The 17,889-nt window shown below is 67.9% G+C and carries 18 protein-coding genes and 1 tRNA gene; 12 read left to right on the forward strand and 7 right to left on the reverse strand.

What is annotated here, in order from left to right:
* Window positions 1-12: 12 nt before the first annotated feature.
* From moaA to PKD89_RS10990, 4 genes are all read left to right on the forward strand, one after another.
* On the forward strand, window positions 13-1,008 hold the full coding sequence (gene moaA / locus PKD89_RS10975) for a GTP 3',8-cyclase MoaA (protein ID WP_287377208.1): 996 nt from the start codon (window positions 13-15) through the stop codon (window positions 1,006-1,008).
* Window positions 1,009-1,051: 43 nt separating this feature from the next.
* Window positions 1,052-1,591 carry a cyclic pyranopterin monophosphate synthase MoaC gene (gene moaC, locus PKD89_RS10980; protein WP_287377206.1) on the forward strand — a complete coding sequence of 180 codons (540 nt, stop codon included), beginning with the start codon at window positions 1,052-1,054 and terminating at the stop codon, window positions 1,589-1,591.
* 413 nt (window positions 1,592-2,004) lie between these two features.
* Window positions 2,005-2,745, forward strand: coding sequence for a hypothetical protein (locus PKD89_RS10985; protein ID WP_289011917.1), 741 nt, complete (start codon window positions 2,005-2,007; stop codon window positions 2,743-2,745).
* A 137-nt stretch (window positions 2,746-2,882) separates the two neighbouring features.
* Window positions 2,883-2,959: transfer RNA gene (locus PKD89_RS10990), tRNA-Ala, on the forward strand.
* Window positions 2,960-3,063: 104 nt separating this feature from the next.
* Here the strand turns inward: PKD89_RS10990 and PKD89_RS10995 are convergent.
* Window positions 3,064-3,642 carry a hypothetical protein gene (locus PKD89_RS10995; RefSeq protein ID WP_289011916.1) on the reverse strand — a complete coding sequence of 193 codons (579 nt, stop codon included), beginning with the start codon at window positions 3,640-3,642 and terminating at the stop codon, window positions 3,064-3,066.
* Window positions 3,643-3,846: 204 nt separating this feature from the next.
* Between PKD89_RS10995 and PKD89_RS11000 the strand changes: the two genes are divergently transcribed.
* From PKD89_RS11000 to PKD89_RS11020, 5 genes are all read left to right on the forward strand, one after another.
* Window positions 3,847-5,637 carry an MBOAT family O-acyltransferase gene (locus tag PKD89_RS11000; protein WP_289011915.1) on the forward strand — a complete coding sequence of 597 codons (1,791 nt, stop codon included), beginning with the start codon at window positions 3,847-3,849 and terminating at the stop codon, window positions 5,635-5,637.
* A gap of 153 nt (window positions 5,638-5,790) precedes the next feature.
* Complete coding sequence (locus PKD89_RS11005; RefSeq protein WP_287377196.1) at window positions 5,791-6,570, forward strand: zinc-dependent peptidase; 780 nt, start codon at window positions 5,791-5,793, stop codon at window positions 6,568-6,570.
* Window positions 6,571-6,636: 66 nt separating this feature from the next.
* Entirely contained in the window at window positions 6,637-7,200 is a 564-nt protein-coding gene (locus tag PKD89_RS11010) for a carboxymuconolactone decarboxylase family protein (protein ID WP_289011914.1), read from the forward strand.
* The gene (locus tag PKD89_RS11015; RefSeq protein WP_289011913.1) at window positions 7,197-8,096 is read left to right on the forward strand and encodes a radical SAM protein; all 900 of its coding nucleotides are present in this window, start codon (window positions 7,197-7,199) and stop codon (window positions 8,094-8,096) included. Before PKD89_RS11010 ends, PKD89_RS11015 begins: the two co-directional genes overlap by 4 nt.
* Before the next feature lie 175 nt (window positions 8,097-8,271).
* Entirely contained in the window at window positions 8,272-9,168 is an 897-nt protein-coding gene (locus PKD89_RS11020) for a hypothetical protein (protein WP_289011912.1), read from the forward strand.
* On the opposite strand, the gene PKD89_RS11025 is transcribed toward PKD89_RS11020, so the two are convergent.
* On the reverse strand, window positions 9,158-9,463 hold the full coding sequence (locus PKD89_RS11025; RefSeq protein WP_287389766.1) for a GNAT family N-acetyltransferase: 306 nt from the start codon (window positions 9,461-9,463) through the stop codon (window positions 9,158-9,160). The genes PKD89_RS11020 and PKD89_RS11025 overlap by 11 nt on opposite strands.
* 67 nt (window positions 9,464-9,530) lie before the next feature.
* On the reverse strand, window positions 9,531-10,109 hold the full coding sequence (locus PKD89_RS11030) for a thioredoxin family protein (protein WP_287377188.1): 579 nt from the start codon (window positions 10,107-10,109) through the stop codon (window positions 9,531-9,533).
* A gap of 27 nt (window positions 10,110-10,136) precedes the next feature.
* Between PKD89_RS11030 and PKD89_RS11035 the strand changes: the two genes are divergently transcribed.
* Both PKD89_RS11035 and PKD89_RS11040 read left to right on the forward strand, forming a co-directional pair.
* Window positions 10,137-10,562 carry a CBS domain-containing protein gene (locus PKD89_RS11035; protein ID WP_287389763.1) on the forward strand — a complete coding sequence of 142 codons (426 nt, stop codon included), beginning with the start codon at window positions 10,137-10,139 and terminating at the stop codon, window positions 10,560-10,562.
* Window positions 10,563-11,027: 465 nt separating this feature from the next.
* Window positions 11,028-12,143: a DUF459 domain-containing protein gene (locus PKD89_RS11040; RefSeq protein WP_289011910.1), complete on the forward strand. Its 1,116-nt coding sequence runs from the start codon at window positions 11,028-11,030 to the stop codon at window positions 12,141-12,143.
* Between the two features lie 77 nt (window positions 12,144-12,220).
* Here the strand turns inward: PKD89_RS11040 and PKD89_RS11045 are convergent, their stop codons facing one another.
* From PKD89_RS11045 to PKD89_RS11060, 4 genes are all read right to left on the reverse strand, one after another.
* Window positions 12,221-13,006 carry a prepilin peptidase gene (locus PKD89_RS11045; RefSeq protein WP_289011909.1) on the reverse strand — a complete coding sequence of 262 codons (786 nt, stop codon included), beginning with the start codon at window positions 13,004-13,006 and terminating at the stop codon, window positions 12,221-12,223.
* 70 nt (window positions 13,007-13,076) lie between these two features.
* Window positions 13,077-13,826, reverse strand: a complete 750-nt coding sequence (locus PKD89_RS11050) for a PIG-L deacetylase family protein (RefSeq protein ID WP_289011908.1) — start codon at window positions 13,824-13,826, stop codon at window positions 13,077-13,079.
* Window positions 13,823-15,397 carry a class I adenylate-forming enzyme family protein gene (locus tag PKD89_RS11055; protein WP_289011907.1) on the reverse strand — a complete coding sequence of 525 codons (1,575 nt, stop codon included), beginning with the start codon at window positions 15,395-15,397 and terminating at the stop codon, window positions 13,823-13,825. Before PKD89_RS11055 ends, PKD89_RS11050 begins: the two co-directional genes overlap by 4 nt.
* 20 nt (window positions 15,398-15,417) lie before the next feature.
* Window positions 15,418-16,215: an enoyl-CoA hydratase/isomerase family protein gene (locus PKD89_RS11060; protein ID WP_289011906.1), complete on the reverse strand. Its 798-nt coding sequence runs from the start codon at window positions 16,213-16,215 to the stop codon at window positions 15,418-15,420.
* A gap of 124 nt (window positions 16,216-16,339) precedes the next feature.
* Between PKD89_RS11060 and PKD89_RS11065 the strand changes: the two genes are divergently transcribed.
* The gene (locus PKD89_RS11065) at window positions 16,340-17,887 is read left to right on the forward strand and encodes an AMP-binding protein (protein WP_289011905.1); all 1,548 of its coding nucleotides are present in this window, start codon (window positions 16,340-16,342) and stop codon (window positions 17,885-17,887) included.
* The last annotated feature ends 2 nt before the right edge of the window (window positions 17,888-17,889 follow it).

A 17,889-nucleotide genomic window follows, 5' to 3' on the forward strand; every position in this document is an offset into this window, starting at 1 on the left:
AGGGTGGGCGCCGTGCAACAGCTGAGCGACACCTTCGGGCGGGTCCACCGCGACCTGCGTATCTCGGTGACCGATCGCTGCAACTTTCGCTGTACCTACTGCATGCCCGCCGAAGGGATGGAGTGGTTGCCTCGCGGTGAGGTGCTGAGCTTCGAGGAGATCGAGCGCCTGGCGTCGCTGCTCGTCCAGCGCTACGGGTTTGACTCGATCCGGTTGACCGGCGGCGAGCCGACCGTGCGGGCCCACCTGCCCCGGTTGGTCGAACGGCTGTCCCGCCTCGGCGTCGACCTGTCGCTGACGACCAACGGCGCCACCCTGTCGCTGCTCGCATCGGCGCTGGCCGACGCCGGACTGGCCCGGATCAACGTCTCGCTCGACACGCTGCGCAGCGACCGCTTTGTGGAGATGACCCGCCGCGATTCCTTCGACGCCGTGATCGATGGCATCCGATCGGCCAAGTTGGCGGGGCTCGACCCGGTGAAGATCAACGTGGTGGCGATGGCGGGCGTCAACGACGACGAGCTGGTCGATTTCGCCCGGTTCGGTCGTACCGAGGGGGTGGAGGTGCGGTTCATCGAGTTCATGCCCCTCGACGCTGATGGGGCATGGCAGCGCTCGGCGGTGCTCAGCCAGGCCGACATCGTTGCGCGTATCGACGAGGTGTACCCGTTGGTGGCGATCCCGAAGGGCAACGCTCCGGCCGAGCGCTTTGCGTTCGCCGACGGTGGGGGAGCACCGGGGGGTACCCACATCGGGGTGATCGCCTCGGTCACCCAGCCGTTCTGCGCCACGTGCGACCGAGTGCGCCTCACCGCTGATGGCAAGCTGCGCAACTGCTTGTTCTCGGCCGACGAAACCGACCTTCGAGCGCTGCTGCGCGCCGGCGCCGGCGACGATGAAGTGGCGGCGGCGATCGAGGGGTGCGTCGAGGACAAACGCGCCGGCCATGCGATTGGCCAGGTCAACTTCATCCGGCCGAGTCGATCGATGAGTCAGATCGGCGGGTAACGGCCTGGTACACGACCCTGACGGGCTGAGTATCCTCGCCGCCATGGTCGAACAGCCGCTGACCCATCTCGACCCGTTGGGGCGAGCCCGCATGGTTGACGTCACCCAGAAGGAGGTCTCCGCCCGCCGGGCCACCGCCCGTGGGCGGGTGCTGATGACCCCCGAGACGACCGCGCTGATCGCCCGGGGTGAGGTGTCGAAGGGCGACGTGCTGGCGGTGGCGCGCGTGGCGGGGATCCAGGCGGCGAAGCGGACGAGCGACCTCATCCCGCTGTGCCACCCGGTGGGGATCGGCGGCATCCTGATCAACTTCCGCATCGACGACGCCTGGGTCGAGGTCGAAGCTCGGGTGGAGACCGTCGACCGCACCGGCGTCGAAATGGAAGCGTTAACCGCCGTCTCGGTCGCCTGTTTGACGATCTATGACATGTGTAAATCGGTCGACAGGGCGATGACGCTGGGCGAGATCACCTTGTGGGAGAAGACCGGGGGTCGCTCCGGTGCGTACCGTCGCCAGGGCGACGAGGTTGGCGAGGGGCGCGATGGACCGGGCTCCAGCGGCTCCGCGATCTTTGACCGATGAGAATTTCACGCGTGTAGTTGCGTCATCTTCTCGTCACGTTGCGTGGCGGAACCCGCCGGGTACAAGCGGCGAGCGCATCCGTTTCGTCACCGGCCGAGGCCCTGGTTGCGGGGCATACGCGCGCTGAACGCCCCGAATTCTGAATGAGGTATCCGGTGTAAGTGCCCAGTGTGGGCAAGGAATCTGGGTCGATGTGACCGGTGTCTATGCCAGAGGTCGGCTCATGGCATGTGTGCCCGACTACCCGTAGCCACCCGTATGGCGTACGTGTTACAGTTCGTGGTCGTAAAGCAATGATCCAGATGCCCTGCGAGGCCGGGTCACGCTCCGACACCCCCCGAATGGTGCCGGTATCCACCAACCAGCGCGCCACGGTTTCTACCGTGGACAGAGTCCAGGAGTACATGGATCACGTGAGGAACCCTACGGTGCTGGTGTTGTTGGGATTGGCTGTGGTGTGGGCGCTCGTGCTCACCCCGGATCTGGTGCGGATGTATCGCCAGACCACGTCGCGCCGTCCCACCGGTCTGCGGAGCGTGACCCAGCCGGTCTCGCGCCGGTCGTCCTCGGGCACCATGGGCGGTTTTGCTTCGCCGTCGACGCGATCCAGCGGTTCGGCCCTGACATCGATGAGCCGAACCCAGGCCCAGCAGCGGCGGTCGATGGTGTTGTTCGCATTGCTCGTGTTGTGCGTGCTCACCCTGATGGGTGGCGTGCTGATGGGCGGCTCGGTGTGGGGCGTCCACTTGGCTCTCGACGCCGCCCTGGTTGGCTACGTCTACCTGCTCGCCACCCGCGCTCAGAGCGAGCGGGCCTCCAATGCTCAGCGCGCCTCACGCACCGTTCGCCGCCAAGCCGACCAGCAGCGCCCTTCCTACCTGCAGCGACCGGCCGCCCCCGCCCCGATCATGGGTGCCGTCGGAGAGGTGTTCTATCTCGACGACGCCCGGCCTGGTAACGCGGTGGCCGGCTATGTCGACGAGGCCTACCCCGCCGAGCCGGCCGCCTACTACGAGGACGAGTACGCCCCGGTGGCCAACTACGAGGACTACGTCGTCGAGGCGGCCTACTACGACGAGGCCCCTGTCGCTGACGGCTATAACGAGGAGTGGGCAGAGCCGCACCAGCAACTGCCCCGCTCGGTTGGCTGGTAACCACTCCACGACGCATCCCGCTCGGTGCACGAGGGTGGGCTGAAGGTGGCCCGGGCACTGGTCAAGAAGCAGCCTTGAGCCCCTTCGCCGATGGGCGTCGATGCTGTGGGGGCCGATAGTATTGCTGTCCCATCCATGGGGGTGTAGCTCAGTTGGCTAGAGCGCATCGTTCGCAACGATGAGGTCGTGGGTTCGATTCCCATCACCTCCACCATGGCGTTGACCCACTGTGAGCGGGTCGACGCGCAACGGCCCCCAAACACCTCAGTGTTCGGGGGCCGTGACGCGTTCGCGATGCGCCTGCAAGCGGCGCAGCGATCAGGCGGTGGTGAACAGGTTGGGGGCGCGGCCCCGGCTGGCGTGGTTGGGGTCGGCACCCAGCGACTTCACCTTGTTGGACGCCACCAGTTCGTCGACGACCTTTCGCACGGTGCCGATGCTGGCGCCGGTCGTCGACTCAATGTCGTTGTAGGTCCACTCTCCGGATCGACCGAGTACGTGGGTCGACACCGTGGCCGCATTGACCCGCTGGGAACGAACCGTCGGAGCCTTGGCGCTCTTGGCGGCTCGTACATCAAATCCGGCGAGGGACAGCACCTCGGAAGGAACGCCTTGGCGTCGAAACGCGCCGGCGGTGATGTGCTCCGAGTCGGCGAATGCCTTGGCGACCGAAATGAACGATTGAGCGATCGCTTCGCCGTCGGTGCTCTGCGCTCGATCGAGTTCTGATTCCAAGCGAAGTCGCTCGATCTGGTCGTCGGTGCTGCTCAATTGCTCTTGTACTTCGTTGACGCGATCGTGATCGATCACCGAAGACGGGTCGCTGAGGTAGTTGAGGTACCGACGTACCACATCCTCAGGGTTGGATGATTCTGAATTCAATTTCTTTGGAGCCATGCAATCACTCTACGTGCAAGCACCAGAAAATGCATCTTCGCGGTCGTTGGCTGTTGATCACGCACGCAGGCTCCGACCTGGGCTATTCATACATCGAGCCGGGTCGTGGGCTTGGACGACATCCGCCACTCGTCAGTGGGGCTGTGGTTGACTAACGAGCGCTGGGTACGCGGGCGGAACCGCACCACAGAGAGGCGCGCGCCCGTGCTGTTTCCCACCATGAGCTTCGCACTGTTTTTTGTCGTGGTGCTGGGAGTCGCCTGGCGGCTCAACGACCGCCCCCAGGCCTGGAAGCTCTTCATGCTGGGGGCCAGCTACGTCTTCTATGGGGCATGGGACTGGCGCTTTCTCGGCCTGATCATTGGCTCCAGCCTGATCAACGCGTTGGTGGCCAAAGCGATGGAGCCCCGAGACGGCGCGGCGCGACGGGCCTGGCTGGTGGTTGGGTTGGCCGCCAACCTGGGCACGTTGGGCTACTTCAAGTACTACGAGTTCTTCAGCGAGTCCCTGGTGCGGATGTTGTCGCCCTTCGGTTTGGAGCCGCACGGGCTCGTCAAGTCGGTGGCGCTGCCGGTGGCGATCAGCTTCTTTACGTTCCAGGGGATCAGCTACATCGTCGATGTGTTCAGGGGCGACGAGCGCACCTTTTCGGTACTCGACGTCAGCTTGTATCTGGCGTTCTTTCCGCAGCTGGTGGCGGGCCCGATCGTTCGTACCAGCGAGTTCATGCCGGAGTTGCACCATCGACGAAACCCCGATGGTATCGATGTGGCCCGGGCGGTTCGGCTGATCGGCCGTGGACTGATCAAGAAGGTGGTCATCGCCTCCTTCATGGCCGAACTGGTCGATCCGGTGTTTGCTGCGCCTGGCGGATACACGGCCTTTACCGTTTTTGTGGCCATCCTTGCCTACGCCATCCAGATCTACGCCGACTTCTCGGGTTACACCGACATCGCCATCGGCATCGCTTTGCTGTTGGGGTTTCACTTTCCCGACAACTTCGATCGTCCGTATGCGGCGAGCAGCATTCAGGACTTCTGGCGTCGCTGGCACATGACGTTGTCGCGCTGGCTGCTCGATTACCTCTACATCCCACTCGGCGGAAACCAGGGTGGAGCTGCCCGCCACTACCGCAACCTGATCCTGACGATGGCCCTGGGCGGGCTCTGGCACGGGGCCAGCGGCACCTTCCTGGCGTGGGGGCTCTACCAGGGCGTTGGTTTGGCGGTGGAACGCTGGATGAGCGACCGGCGCAAGGCCGGCGCTCCGGTTTCGGCCGGCATCCGCTCGGCCTGGTTGGAGCGACGTCTTGCGGTCAAGTCGCTGGCCTCCCACAACTCCAACCTCACTGCCACGGACGGCGGGGGCCTGAGCACCGAGGTCGACGAAGGGCAGGCCGTCGCCGGCTCCGGACGCTTTCAAGCCAGCTACGAGACAGCCGGCATGTCGCTGGACCACCTTCGGGAGGCCGCCCGAGCAGACGTCGACCACTCCGAGCGGGACCGCTTCGTCGGCGAACCAGGCGATGATGATCCGTCACCGGCGTCGGCACCCGGCAACCGCTGGTTCCGCCGCCGCCCGACCGGGGAGATTCCCTTCGACGACGAATGGAAACGGCTGCGGGCCGATCTTGAGGACTCTCGGCCGACCCACTCCGGCTGGCCGCTGGCGGTCAAGCGCGTCTTGGTGTTTGCGTTCGTCTGTGTCGGCTGGGTGTTCTTCCGTTCCCCGTCCCTGGGGGACGGTTTTGCGGTGCTCGCTCGTCTGATCACCGGCTGGACCGGCGGTCAGTCGCTGGTGACACCCTTGGCGCTGCTCGTCATCGCCGGGGTGCTCGCCGCCCAGTACCTACCCTCCAAGGTGGGCGACACGCTCGAGGTGGGCTTCTCGCGTTGGACACCGCTGGCCCAGGCGGTCGGCTTCGGGATGCTGCTGGCGTTGATCGACGTACTCGGCCCTCAAGGTGTTGCGCCGTTCATCTACTTTCAGTTCTGAAAGCGGTCGTCGCTCGAAGGCGGGCGTGGCAACAGGACAGCGCTTTCGGTTACGTGACGGTCGGCGCCGGCCGAGGATCGGCAAAGATGGGGTGATGGCACGCATCGCTCAGCCACTTCGAACGACCGAATCCCCCGACGACGGCATAGGCCGATGACCAGGCTCGGGGATTGGTGGCGGGCCCGTAACGAACCGCCCGAGTTTCCTGACGAGTGGCGCCGGGAGCTGGAGACCTGCCTGGCTCCGTGGGGCGCGCTGAGCGCCGACGAACGGGAACGGCTGGAGCAGCTGGCATTGCAGCTGATCGTCAACAAGCGCTGGGAGGCCACCGCCGGGCTGACGATCACCGACGAGATGCAGGTGGTGATCGCCGGGCACGCCGCGCTGCTGGTGCTGGAGCTGGGTCTGGAGGCCTACGGCAAGGTTGGATCGATTTTGGTGGCACCACACGAGGTGCGGGTGACCGGCCGAGAGTTCAGCTTCGTGCCAGGCATGTTGAGCGACGGTCCGGTCACCCTGTCGGGGGAGACGAGCGAGCGGGGCCCGGTGATGATCACTTGGAATTCGGCGAGCCGGGAGGCCCGACACCCCGAGCACGGCCACAATGTGGTGTACCACGAGTTCGCCCACAAGCTCGACCTGCTCGACGGTGTGGTCGACGGCACACCGCCGCTGTCGGACCCTTCGATGGTTGAGCGCTGGGTCAAGGTGTTCACCGCCGAGTACGAGGCGGTCGGACGAGGGGAGGGGTCGCACCTGCTGAGGTCCTACGCCTCGGTCAACCCGGGCGAGTTCTTCGCAGTGGTCACCGAGGTCTTCTTCACCCGCGGCGCCGAGCTGGCGGCCGATCGCCCCGACCTGTACGGCCTGCTGCGCGACTTTTATCGTCAAGATCCGGCCGGTCGGGTGCGCGGGCGAACCGTGAACGTTTAGTGTCTGGTGACACGTCGTATCTAGGGGGTCCCCTTCCCCGGCGTCGTGGTGCGGGAGGACGCTCAGGTGGCCCAGATAGAACTGCTCGATCAGGTAGCAGCACCGCTGCTGATGGAAGGGGTGTTCGCCGGTGGCGACCCAGGGCCCATCGCCGCTGCGCTGGCCCAAGTTCCGGAGGTCGCCCGAGTGGCGCTTCCCAATATCGGGGCCTCTTTGGGGGCGGGCAGCACCGGCGCCCGCCTGAAGGAGCTGGCCGTTCTCAGGACCTCCGCTTTGCTGTCGTGCCGTTACTGCGTGGCCGCTCATACCACCGTGGCGCTCGACATCGGTCTGAGCGACGCCGAGGTGCGGGCGCTGCGTGGCGAGACCCCGTGGGTGGACGCCTACGACGACCCGGCTGAGCTGGCACTCCTGGCCTGGATCGACGAGGTGGCCGGCGGGCGGGGTGCGGTGGCGGCCGACATCACGGCGGACGTGAAGGAACACTTCGAGGACTACGAGCTGGTCGAGCTGGCCAACACGATTGGGGTGACGATGATGCTCAACCGATTCTGCACAGCGCTCGACCTACCGGTGAGCGACGAGACGCTGGCGCGCCTGAGCGCCGAAAGCTTCAAGGTGGACCTGTGAGCACGGCGGTCAGCATCGACAGTCGCACCCACGACGGCACCGAACCGGCCGCCGAACACCTGCCGGGGTCGGTCGGCGCCGCCATCGAGTCGGGTGTGCTGCCCGACCGCGTTTGGGTGTACTCCAACTACCACTGCAACCTGGAGTGCGCGTACTGCCTCACCGAGTCGGCGCCGCGCTCGAAGCGGCGCATGATCGGTCCCGAACACATGGTGGCGATCGCCGAGCAGGCCGCTGCGCTGGGCTTTCGGGCGGTGGGCGTCACCGGGGGAGAGCCGTTCCTGCGTCGCGACATGGTCGCGGTCGTCACGGCCATGGCGGAGCACCTTCCCGTGACCGTGCTGACCAACGGCACGCTGTTCGGTGGCGACCGACTCGACATGCTCGACCCGCTGCTGGGCAAGCGGGTCAGGTTTCAGATCTCCCTCGACTCGCCCGACGCCGTATCCAACGACGAAATGCGCGGACCGCTCAACTACGCCAAGGTGGTCGAGGCGGTGCCGCGCATGGTGCAGCGGGGGCACACAGTGCGCATCGCCACCACCATCGAAGAGGGTCAGATGACGCCCGACGATCGCAGCCGACTGTGTGCCATGCACCGCGGCTGGGGCATCACCGACGACGATCACCTCGTCCGGCCGATCATCACCAGCGGCCGGGCCGAGGACACCGGGATGGGGGTGCGATTCGAGCGTGATCAGCTGCCGGCCGAGCTGACGATCGCCGATCACGGAGCGTTCTGGTCGCCGTTTGGTCCGACCATTCACAACGGTCGCACCGACACCCACCTGCTCATCACCCGAACCACGCTCCCGCTGGAGGTGCCGGCGCAGGCGCTGTTAGGGCTGGTGGAAGGCCGCCCACCCGGAGCCGATGCCAGCATCGGCATCCGTTGAGCGTGACCCAACACGCCGACCGGTCGGTCGGCCCCGTACCTCTTTGCACTCTCTCTTCTCTCCCGTCGATGGCGCCGTCCTCTCGGCGGCGTCGACGCCACCGTCGATCCGACCCGGATAACCGCTTCATCGCTCGGCGGGTTTGGCCACCAACCCGGTCGGGTATCGGCCGGTCATGAACTCACCGTCAACGCAAGAGCGCACGAGCGCCGTGGTCGGGCGCACCGACGAGCTGTCCGCTCGCTGGGCGCCCGCTGTGCTGCGGTGGACCGCAGCGCTGTTGTGGCTTTCCAACCTGTCTTGGAAGGTGCCTACGGCGTTTGGCAAGACCGCGGGGAAGTGCAGCGGCCTGTGCGGCTACGTCGACAAGGGAGCGGAGTTCCGGGTCGTCCCCGGCAGCCCGTGGATCTTCGAGCACCTGATCGGACCCAACCTGAGCGTCTTCGGCTGGTTGACGCTCTTCATCGAGGCCACCTTGGTGGCGTTGTTGCTTTCTGGCCGCTACCTGCGTGTCGCCGCGGTGCTGGGTTTCGTGCAGGCCGGCGCCATCGGACTTGCCGTCGCCAACGCCGACGGTGAGTGGTACTGGAGCTATCTGTTGATGATGGCGTTGCACGTGGCGATCCTGGCGCTGGCACCTCAAACCCGGCCTGTGCGCGCCGCGACGTTCGGCTGGGTGCTCGCCGGGTACGGAGCCCTGGTGGCGAGCGGTCACATCGGTGCCCCGTTCGCCGGCGACAGTAACGGCACCTGGTGGGGGCCCTTTGCGGAGAGCAACGATGTGCCTGGCGACTTCGCCCGCAACGTCTTCGCCGGTTCGATTCTGCTTGGCCTGATCCTGGTGGTGTTGGGCGTCGCGATGGCGCTGATCATCCCCAAGCTGGACGAGGCGGTGCTGGTGCCGGTCGGGTGGACGGTCGTCGTGATCTCAGCGCTGCTGTTGGTGACCTTCCGAGCCGATGGGCTGATCATCGCCATGGGATCGAAGGCCAGCACCGCTGCCGTGTTGGCGGCGGCCGGCCTGACCCTCGTCGGCGGCGGTTCGTCCCGCCGCCACGGCGTTACCGCTTGATCAGGTAGGCCAGATCCGGGTGGTCGTGCAGGTAGTTCGCGGCGAAGGGACAGACCGGAACGACGGTGAGTTGCCGGTCGACCACGTCGGCGATCACACCCTCCATCAGCTTCGAACCCAGACCCCGGTTGCGAAGCGACCGTTCGGTTTCGACATGGGGGATCGTGATCTCATCGTCCCGGAGCGAGTAGTCGGCGTGTCCCACGACCACCCCGTCCTGGAGCAGCTCGTAGCGGCCGAGATCCGCTCGGTTTCGTACCTCGAGGACGCCGATGTCCGCCTCGCTGTCGCTCACGGTGCCTTGCTGATCGCTGTCGCTCACAGTGTCCCCCCGAAATGATCGTCGATGTGTCGGTTCGACCCTAGCCAAACCACTCCGGCTCACGTCCCGGTGGCCACTTGATGTTGCAGCCCATCGACGGCGATTGTTCGGTCGGCGTCGGGACGCCGTCGAACAGGGCGTTGACCGCCGCCCGGAGCTCGCCGCCGGTCACCGGGCTGTCGTTGCCGGGGCGGCTGGCGTCGAAGCGGCCCCGGTACACGAGCGTTCGTTCGCCATCGAAGAGGAAGAAGTCCGGCGTGCAGGCGGCGCGAAAAGCGGTGGCCACCTCGGCGCCCTCGTCGACGAGGTACGGGAAGTCCCATCCGAACGACCGGGCGAAGGGCGCCATCTTTTCCCGGGCGTCAGCCGGGTACGCCTCGGCATCGTTCGGGTTGAGGCCGACGACGGCCAGATCCCGGGACGCCCACCGCTGGGTGAGCAGCCCGAGTTCCCGGCCGAGGTGCACGACGAACGGGCAGTGGTTGCACAGGAACACGACGAGCAGGCCGGGTGCCCCTGCGGCCGACGCTGTGTCCCACCGGGAACCGTCCGGTGCGGCCGCCTCGAACTCGGGAAGCGCGGTGCCCAACGGGATCATGGTCGACAGGGTTCTGCTCATGGCCGAATTCAGCCTACGCTGAGGGTTATGGCCGATTCTGCTTCTCCGTCTATTGCCGAGGTGATGACCACCGAGGTGATCACCGTCGACCGTTCTCAGGCGTTGTCGGAGGTCTATGACCTGTTCGAGTCTCGGAGCATCCATCACCTGCCCGTCTTGGACGGTCAGCGGCCGGTCGGCATGGTGTCGGCCACCGACGTGCTGCGCCTGGTGTACGACATCGAGGATCCCTCCGACCGGATGATGCGATCGATGTTGGATCATCAGTTCAACATCGATGATGCGATGACCGTGGAACTGGACACGTTGGGCGTCGACGCCACCGTCCACGATGCCGCCGATCGTCTGTCCGGAGGTGACTACCACTCGGTGGTCGTCGTCGACGCCGTCGGACACCTGGCGGGGATCGTCACGTCGACCGACCTGATCCGGTACCTGCGCGACATCACCTGATCCGGCCTGATCCGGCCCGGATCGGCGCGCCGCTCGCCCGAGGCGAGGGGGTATCCCCGGTCTGGCGGCGCCACCCTCCTAACCTCACCGTTGGAGTTCGGATGACCCCCGCAGCTGCGGGCGGTCCAACGATCACGCGAACGGCAACCGCCTGACGGCGGTCACGCCGACAGCGACGCCAACTGTGAGGACTCCATGGCCATCCCCACCCGACCACGACGACCAGCTCGGCGGGGCACGTCGGACTCGTCCGACGGCTACGGCCGGCCGGGGTCGGCGCACGGTCCCGAAGAGTGGGACGATGACGGTGACCGGGTTGCGACGCGTGTGCGTCCAGACGCGCGACGCGGCGAGACACACTCGACACCCACCTTGCGCCGCCGGGTCGGCTCCGACTCCGGCGGCTCTCGCCGTGCCCATGGAGGCTCCCGCCCCGGCGACCGAACCGGTCGCGGCCTGCGGCGGGTGCGCTTGGTCGACGGACGCCCTGGGGGACGTGTGCGGCTGGGGGTTCCGTATCAGTCGGCGTGGCTGAGCTACGTGGTGGCGTTGGTGCTGTTCGTCTTTCTGACGTCCGGCAACATGGTGCGCTCGGTGCGGGCTATGGACATCGGGCCGGTGCGCACGATCACCTTGCCGGTCGTCCAAGGGATTGACCGCGTCTCCAACCTACTGTCGCTCAACCGGCCCGCTGACGCGTTGGGTTCGGCGCTTGGCCGTGAGGTGGACGACCCGGCTGACCAGCCGGTGGACTTCGACGCCTCCTCCGCCGATCGGAAGGACGCAACGCCACCGTTGCGGGAGGTGACGGCCCAGGTACCCCTGGAGGTGCACGTTGCCGGTGACTCGATGGGCCAGTCGCTCGGCCAGCTGACGGAGGCCGCCGGGGTCGACGACCCGACGCTGGACGTCACCTACGAGTACAAGATCTCCTCGGGACTGGCCCGGCCCGACTACTACAACTGGCCCGCCCGCTTTGCCGAGATCGCCAAGGACGTCAAGCCGGAGGCCCTGGTGATGATGATCGGCGGCAACGACGCGCAGGAGCTGACCGATGCCGCCGGCAACGTGGTCGCCCGCCCGGCGACCGCCGAGTGGGACCGGGAGTACCGGCGCCGAGTCGACGAACTCTTCGATGGCCTCCGGGCGGATAACCGCCGGTTGTTCTGGGTACTTCAGCCCGACGTCGCGTCATCGAAGCACCAGCGCTCGGTGGACGCGATGAACGCCCAGGTGAGGGCCTCGGCCAAGAGCCGACCCTGGGTGACCCTGGTCGATGCCGGCGCGCTGACCGCCGGTGCTGATGGTGGCTATGCCGAGTATCTGACGCTCGACGACGGCCGGCGGGTGAGCTGTCGCCAGAGCGACGGCGTGCACCTGACCGCCGACTGCGCGCAGCTGGTGAGCGCCGCCGCCCTCGCCGATATCGCCGCCACCTGGGAGATCGGCGAACCGGCGGCGCCCGCCGGGACGCCGCTGGACCTCAGCGATGGCCGGGACGCCTCCGGCCCGGGTACCCCGACGACATCGGGCAGCCCGGCCGCCGAGACGAACCCCAAGCGCGGCACGGGTGAGGACTGAGGGCCGACGGGGTCGAGCGGTGGGGTGGGCGGCCCGATGTGCTCGTAGCGTGACGGAGCCGACAACCTGTTCGTCGGCTACAGCCCTGCGCTGCCGACGAGCAGGTCGAGGATCGGCTGATGGGCCCAGACGGTCATCAGGGCGCCGGCTGCGAGCGCCGGGCCGAACGGGAACGGTTGACGCCGCCCGCTGAGCCCAGTGGCGAAGAGGCCCTGCGCGATGCCGACCACCGAGCCGAGCACGAGGGCCGCCGCAATCAGCGGCCAGGCGAGCCAGCCCAGGTACAGGCCGATCAGCGCGCCGAGACGGACGTCGCCCATGCCCATGCCGCCGGGCGAGATCAGGCTGGTCACCCAGAGGAAGGCGAAGTAGCCGACCGCCCCGACGACGGCGCCGCTCAGTCGGCCGGTGTCGCCGGTCCACAACGAAACTCCGCCCATCAGGGCCAGGCCGCCGGCCATGCCCACCCAGACCACCTGCCGGGGGATCAGCATCGTGCGCAGGTCGATGACCGACGCAACGACCAAGACGACGACGAACAACCCGTAGACCGGCACCGACGCTGTCGGGCCGATCGCGAGCGTCGTGATCACTGCCAGCATCGGGATGGCCGCCTGAGGAGCGACCCAGCTCCAGCCTCGCGAGGCGCCGCAGTGGGAGCAGCGCCGACCGGGCCCGAACCACGACCGCAGCGGCGCGACGTCGACTGGCCGCACCTCGGCGCCACAGCGCTCGCAGGCAGCGACGCAGGTGACGGCAAACCCCTCTCCGGCGTCGTCCTCGCAAAAGCGGTGCAGCGGAACCGTGACCGCCCACCCGACCAACGTCGAAGCGACGAGCACCATCACAGCAATCAGCGCCATCCCCCCAGCCTGAGGGTGCGAAGCGCTCAAATCCAGGGGAGCGCGACCCATGGCTGCGCCGGGCGATCCCTCAGGCCGTGAACACCCGCTGAAAGGCCTCCGCGTAGCGGCCGGTTTCGAGGCCACCGTCCCGGGCGTTCTGCGTGAGAAAGCCTCGCACCATCTCGTGCAGTTCGCCCTGATCGGGGTGCTGGCTGACGTGGTGAGACAAGGCGGCCAGCTTGGCATCGAGGGTGTTGGTGATGTCGACGTAGGTGTCCGGGTTGCGGCCTGACATCAGCCACACTTCGGGGACCACCCAAGGGAGAAGCCCACGTTCGGCCAACTCGGGGTGGGCGAGCGGGTTGCGGGCGTCGGGAAAGACGGCGCACACGGTGGCCTCCCCGGTGGCGAGGTGGTCGGGGTGGCTCGGGTCGATGCGGTCCCAGCGGCGTTCGGGGCTCTGGGTGAGGATGCGGTCCGGACGGTAGGTGCGGATCACGCGGGTCAGGTCTCTGCGCAGGGCCAGGCTGGGCTCGACCCGCCCGTCCCGATAGGCGAGAAACTCCAGCGTCTCGACGCCCACTTCGCCAGCGGCCCTGGTCTGTTCGGAGCGCCGCATGCGGGCCACCCTGGCCCGGTCCGGCTCATCTTCAAGGCCGCCGGCCTCCCCGTCGGTGACGAAGCAGTAGGTGACCTCGACCCCGGCTGCGGTCCAACGGGCCACCGTGCCCGCCGCTCCGAAATCGACGTCGTCGGGGTGGGCGCAGGTGACGAGCACGCGCTCGATGCCCACCAGCTGCGGGTCGGAGTGCGACTGGGACTCTGGGGCCGGGCTCATCGGGTCGATCCTGCCCCGTCCGAAGAGCGGCCGCCAGAGTCGACCGCCGCGGCTTCGTCGGCCAGGCGGCGGCGGTCGATCTTGCCGGTGGCCCCCTCGGGCAGGTTGGATCGGACGAGCAGCGCTTCGGGCAGCTTGTGGCGGGCGATCGTGCGGGCGCCGTGACGGCGAAGCGATTCCAGGTCGGGTGGTGATGACGGTTGGCGCGGAACGACCACCGCCACACCGATCTCGCCCATCACGGCGTCGGACCGGGGCACCACCGTCACCTGGGCGACGTCGGGGTGGTCGGCCAGGGCGGCCTCCACCTCGGACGGGAACACGTTGTAGCCGCCGCGGATGTACATGTCGCCCCGCCGCCCGGCCAGCGCGTAGCGCCCCAGGCGGTCGCAGGTGGCCAGGTCGCCGGTGCGGATCCACCCGTCGGTCATGGCGGCCGCCGTGGCGTGGGGGGCCTCCCAGTACCCGGCCATGGCGCTCGGTGTTCGGATCCACAGCTCGCCAAGGGTGTCGACGGGGAGCTCGCCGCCGTCGTCGTCGCGTACCGACGCCTCGATACCCTTGCGGGGTCGACCGATCGTTTCGTCGTCTCCCTGGTCGACCGGCCAGGGTGGGGTGGCCAGGCCGCAGCCGCCCGACTCGGTCGAGGAATAGCGGATGCTGTAGCCGGCGCCGAAGCGTTCCCGTGCTTCGGCGACCAGCGATGGTGCGCTGGCGGCGCCGCCGACGATCAACAACTCGACCGCCGACAGGTCGAGGTCGTCGAAGCCGGGCGACCGCAGCATCAGCGCCACCTGGGGCGCGACCGCGCCGATCACGGTCATTGCCTCGGCGGCCACCAGCGCCAGGACGTCGTCGGCTCGCCAGCGGTCGACCAGGTGCAGCCGGGAGCCCCGCCGCACGTACCAGCACAGTTTGGTCATCAGCCCGACGTGGGCGAACTGGGTGGACACGAACATCGGTGCGCCCCCACCCCAGCGTGTGGCAGCGGCGCCCAGGTCGAGCCGGGCGATGGCGGCGAGGGCACCTTCGGTGAACCTGGCCGCCTTGGGAAGGCCGGTCGTGCCCGAGGTGAACACCAACGAGGCGGTGCGGTCGGCTTGCGGCGCGGCAACGCCGATCGGAGCGTCGGTCGGGTCGGTGGACAGGAGCCCCGCCCACGGCGCGCGACCGGGTTCGCAGGCGGTGGTGGCCTCGACCCGACGGGCCGGGTCGAGGCCCTCGGTGAGCGCCGGGTCGGCGAGCACGAGCTTTGGGTCGACCAGCTCGACCAGGCCGGCCCGCTCGGTCGGGGCCAGCGACGGGTTGACCCCGGCGACGATCGCCCCGAGGGCCGACGCAGCGGCGGCGGCGACCAGGTACTCCAGGCCCGATGGCAACACCAGGGCCACCCGGTCGCCCTCCCCGACGCTTCGGCGCGCCATCCACCCGGCCAGTGCGCAGGCCTGGCTCCACCACGTCGCGTAGCTCAGCGTCTCGCCGTCCCAGCGGACGACTGCGGGCGTGTCGCCGAAGCGCAGCGCCGCTCCGGCGAGCGTGTCGGCCAGGCTTGCGGCAGGAGCGTCGCTCATCGGCACGGGGCGCGCATCGATCAGCGGATGTTGGGGCGCACGCGCTGGCCGGAGGCGAAGAACCGCTGACCCTCGGCCAGCGCCTCCGACGAGTTGCCGGCCGCCAACAGGAAGTTGCCCAGGTCGAGGGCCTGACGGCGCGACAGCTCCTGAGCCATCCACAGGTTGCGCACGGTGGCGATGACGGCGTCGACGGGTTGGGAGGCGATTGCCTCCGCCGCCCATCGGGCCCGCTCGGGTAGCTCATCGGCCGTCGTCACCTCGCTGACAAGACCCACCTCGAGGGCCCGCCGGGCCGACAGGCGTTCGTGGGCGCCGAGCAGCATCATGCGCATCAGGTCGCCGAAGGGCATGCGGGGGGCGAGCAGCGTCGGCTCGAGCACGGCGGCCATGCCGTAGGTGACGTGCGGATCGAAAAACGTGGCCGATTCCGCGGCGATCAGAAACTCGACCTCACCGAGCAGGTAGAAGGCACCCCCGCAGGCCATGCCGTTGACAGCGGCGATCACCGGCTTCCACATGCCGTGGGTCTTGGGCCCCAGCGCCTCGCCCGGGTCGGTGTAGGTGTAGGGGTCGAAGGTGTACTCGCCATCACCGGCGGGCACCGCGTCGCGGTCGATTCCGGTGCAGAAGGCGGCATCGCCGGCGCCGGTCAGGACCACTGCACGCACGTCGGCGTCGTCTCGCAGCTGCGCCCAGGCTCGGGGCAATTCCGCCACCATGGTGGCGTCGAAGGCGTTGTAGCGGTCGGGTCGGTTGAGGGTGAGGGTGGCCACCCCGTCCGAGGTCTCCAACAACAGGGTCTCGTAGTCGCTCACCGCCTCACCCTACCCGCCGTATCTGACGGGGCGTCAGGTGTCGGCGAGCCGCGGTTGGCGCACCTGTGGCGTTACCGTGACACCCACCAGGGGGTGGACCCCGGGGCCGCAGGGGGGCATGCACATGAAGGTTGACCTGAGCGTCATCGATTTTCTCGACCGGGCCGAGCTGGTTTTTCCCGACCGCATCGCCATCGTCGACGAACCGGACCAACCGGCCGAGTCGTGGGGCGCGCTCACCGCACGGGAGTTCGCCCGCCGGGCCCGCAACCAGGCCGCCCACCTCGACGCCCTCGGCATCGGGGTCGGCGAACGGGTGGCGATCATCTCGCACAACTCCGCCCGCCTGGCCTGCGGCTTCTTCGGGGTGTCCGGGTGGGGGCGCATCTACGTGCCGATCAACTTCCGCTTGAGTGCCGTCGAGGTGGCCTACATCGTCGAGCATTGCGGCGCCTCGGTCCTCTTGTACGACCCGGAGGTGGCCGACACGGTCGCCGGGGTGAAGGTCGCCCACAAGGTGATGCTGGGCGCCGAGAGCGATGCCGAATGGTTCTTGACCGACGGCGAACCGCAACCGTGGCAGCCCGACGAGGACGCCACCGCCACGATCAACTACACCTCGGGCACGACCGCCCGGCCCAAGGGGGTGGAACAGACGCACAGGTCGCTGTGGTTGAACGCCTCCACGTTCGGTTGGCATGCCGGGGTGAACGATCGCGACGTGTACCTGCATACGCTGCCGATGTTCCACTGCAACGGCTGGGGCATGGTGTACGCAGCGCTGGGCATGGGCGTCACCCAGGTGGTGCTGCGCAAGGTGGACGGCGCCGAGATCCTCCGTCGCGTGGAGTCCCACGGCGTGACCTATGCCTGCGCCGCCCCAGCGGTGGTCTCAGCCGCGCTGGACGCCTCATCCGACTTCGATCCGGTGCCGGGAAGCGACGCGATGAGGGGCGGGGGCCGGATGAGGGTGATCGTCGCCGGAGCACCGCCCCCTACCCAGACGATCGAGCGGGTCGAGGCCGAACTCGGCTGGGAGTTCATCCAGATCTACGGCCTGACCGAGACCGCGCCGCTCATGACGATGAACCGCGGGCGTGCCGAGTGGGACGACCTCGAGCCGTCGGAGCGGGCGGCCAGGCTGGCGGCGGCCGGCTCGCCAACGATCGGTATGCGGGTGGCGGTGGACGACATGGGCGAGGTGCTGGCCCGTGGGAACCACGTGCTCGAGGGCTACTGGGGTCAGCCGGAGGCGACCGAGGCGGCGATCGTCGACGGCTGGTTTCACACCGGCGACGGTGGGACGATTGAGAACGGGTTCGTCACGATCTCGGACCGCAAGAAGGACGTGATCATCACCGGCGGCGAAAACGTGTCATCGATCGAGGTGGAGGACGCGGTGTTCAGCCATCCGGATGTGGCCGAGGTGGCGGTGATCGGGGTGCCGTCGGAGAAGTGGGGTGAGGAGGTGAGGGCGCTCGTCGTGCTCAGCGACGGGTCGTCCCTTGACGAAGCGACCTTGATCGCCCACGTGAGAGGCCGTCTGGCGGGGTACAAGTGCCCCAAGTCGGTCGAGTTCCGCGACGAGTTGGTGCGGACGGCTACCGGCAAGCTGCAGAAGTTCAAGCTGCGGGCCCCGTACTGGGAGGGTCTGGACCGGCAGGTGAACTGAAC

The organism is Candidatus Neomicrothrix sp., assembly GCF_035329545.1.
GTDB lineage: Bacteria > Actinomycetota > Acidimicrobiia > Acidimicrobiales > Microtrichaceae > Microthrix > Microthrix subdominans.

Bases quoted from the DNA above. Each gene is read 5' to 3' on its own strand.
- moaC (WP_287377206.1), top strand. From the start codon at position 1,052: ATGGTCGAACAGCCGCTGACCCATCTCGACCCGTTGGGGCGAGCCCGC.
- PKD89_RS10995 (WP_289011916.1), bottom strand. From the start codon at position 3,642: ATGGCTCCAAAGAAATTGAATTCAGAATCATCCAACCCTGAGGATGTG.
- PKD89_RS11005 (WP_287377196.1), top strand. From the start codon at position 5,791: ATGACCAGGCTCGGGGATTGGTGGCGGGCCCGTAACGAACCGCCCGAG.
- PKD89_RS11020 (WP_289011912.1), top strand. From the start codon at position 8,272: ATGAACTCACCGTCAACGCAAGAGCGCACGAGCGCCGTGGTCGGGCGC.
- PKD89_RS11030 (WP_287377188.1), bottom strand. From the start codon at position 10,109: ATGAGCAGAACCCTGTCGACCATGATCCCGTTGGGCACCGCGCTTCCC.
- PKD89_RS11035 (WP_287389763.1), top strand. From the start codon at position 10,137: ATGGCCGATTCTGCTTCTCCGTCTATTGCCGAGGTGATGACCACCGAG.
- PKD89_RS11045 (WP_289011909.1), bottom strand. From the start codon at position 13,006: ATGGCGCTGATTGCTGTGATGGTGCTCGTCGCTTCGACGTTGGTCGGG.
- PKD89_RS11050 (WP_289011908.1), bottom strand. From the start codon at position 13,826: ATGAGCCCGGCCCCAGAGTCCCAGTCGCACTCCGACCCGCAGCTGGTG.
- PKD89_RS11055 (WP_289011907.1), bottom strand. From the start codon at position 15,397: ATGAGCGACGCTCCTGCCGCAAGCCTGGCCGACACGCTCGCCGGAGCG.
- PKD89_RS11065 (WP_289011905.1), top strand. From the start codon at position 16,340: ATGAAGGTTGACCTGAGCGTCATCGATTTTCTCGACCGGGCCGAGCTG.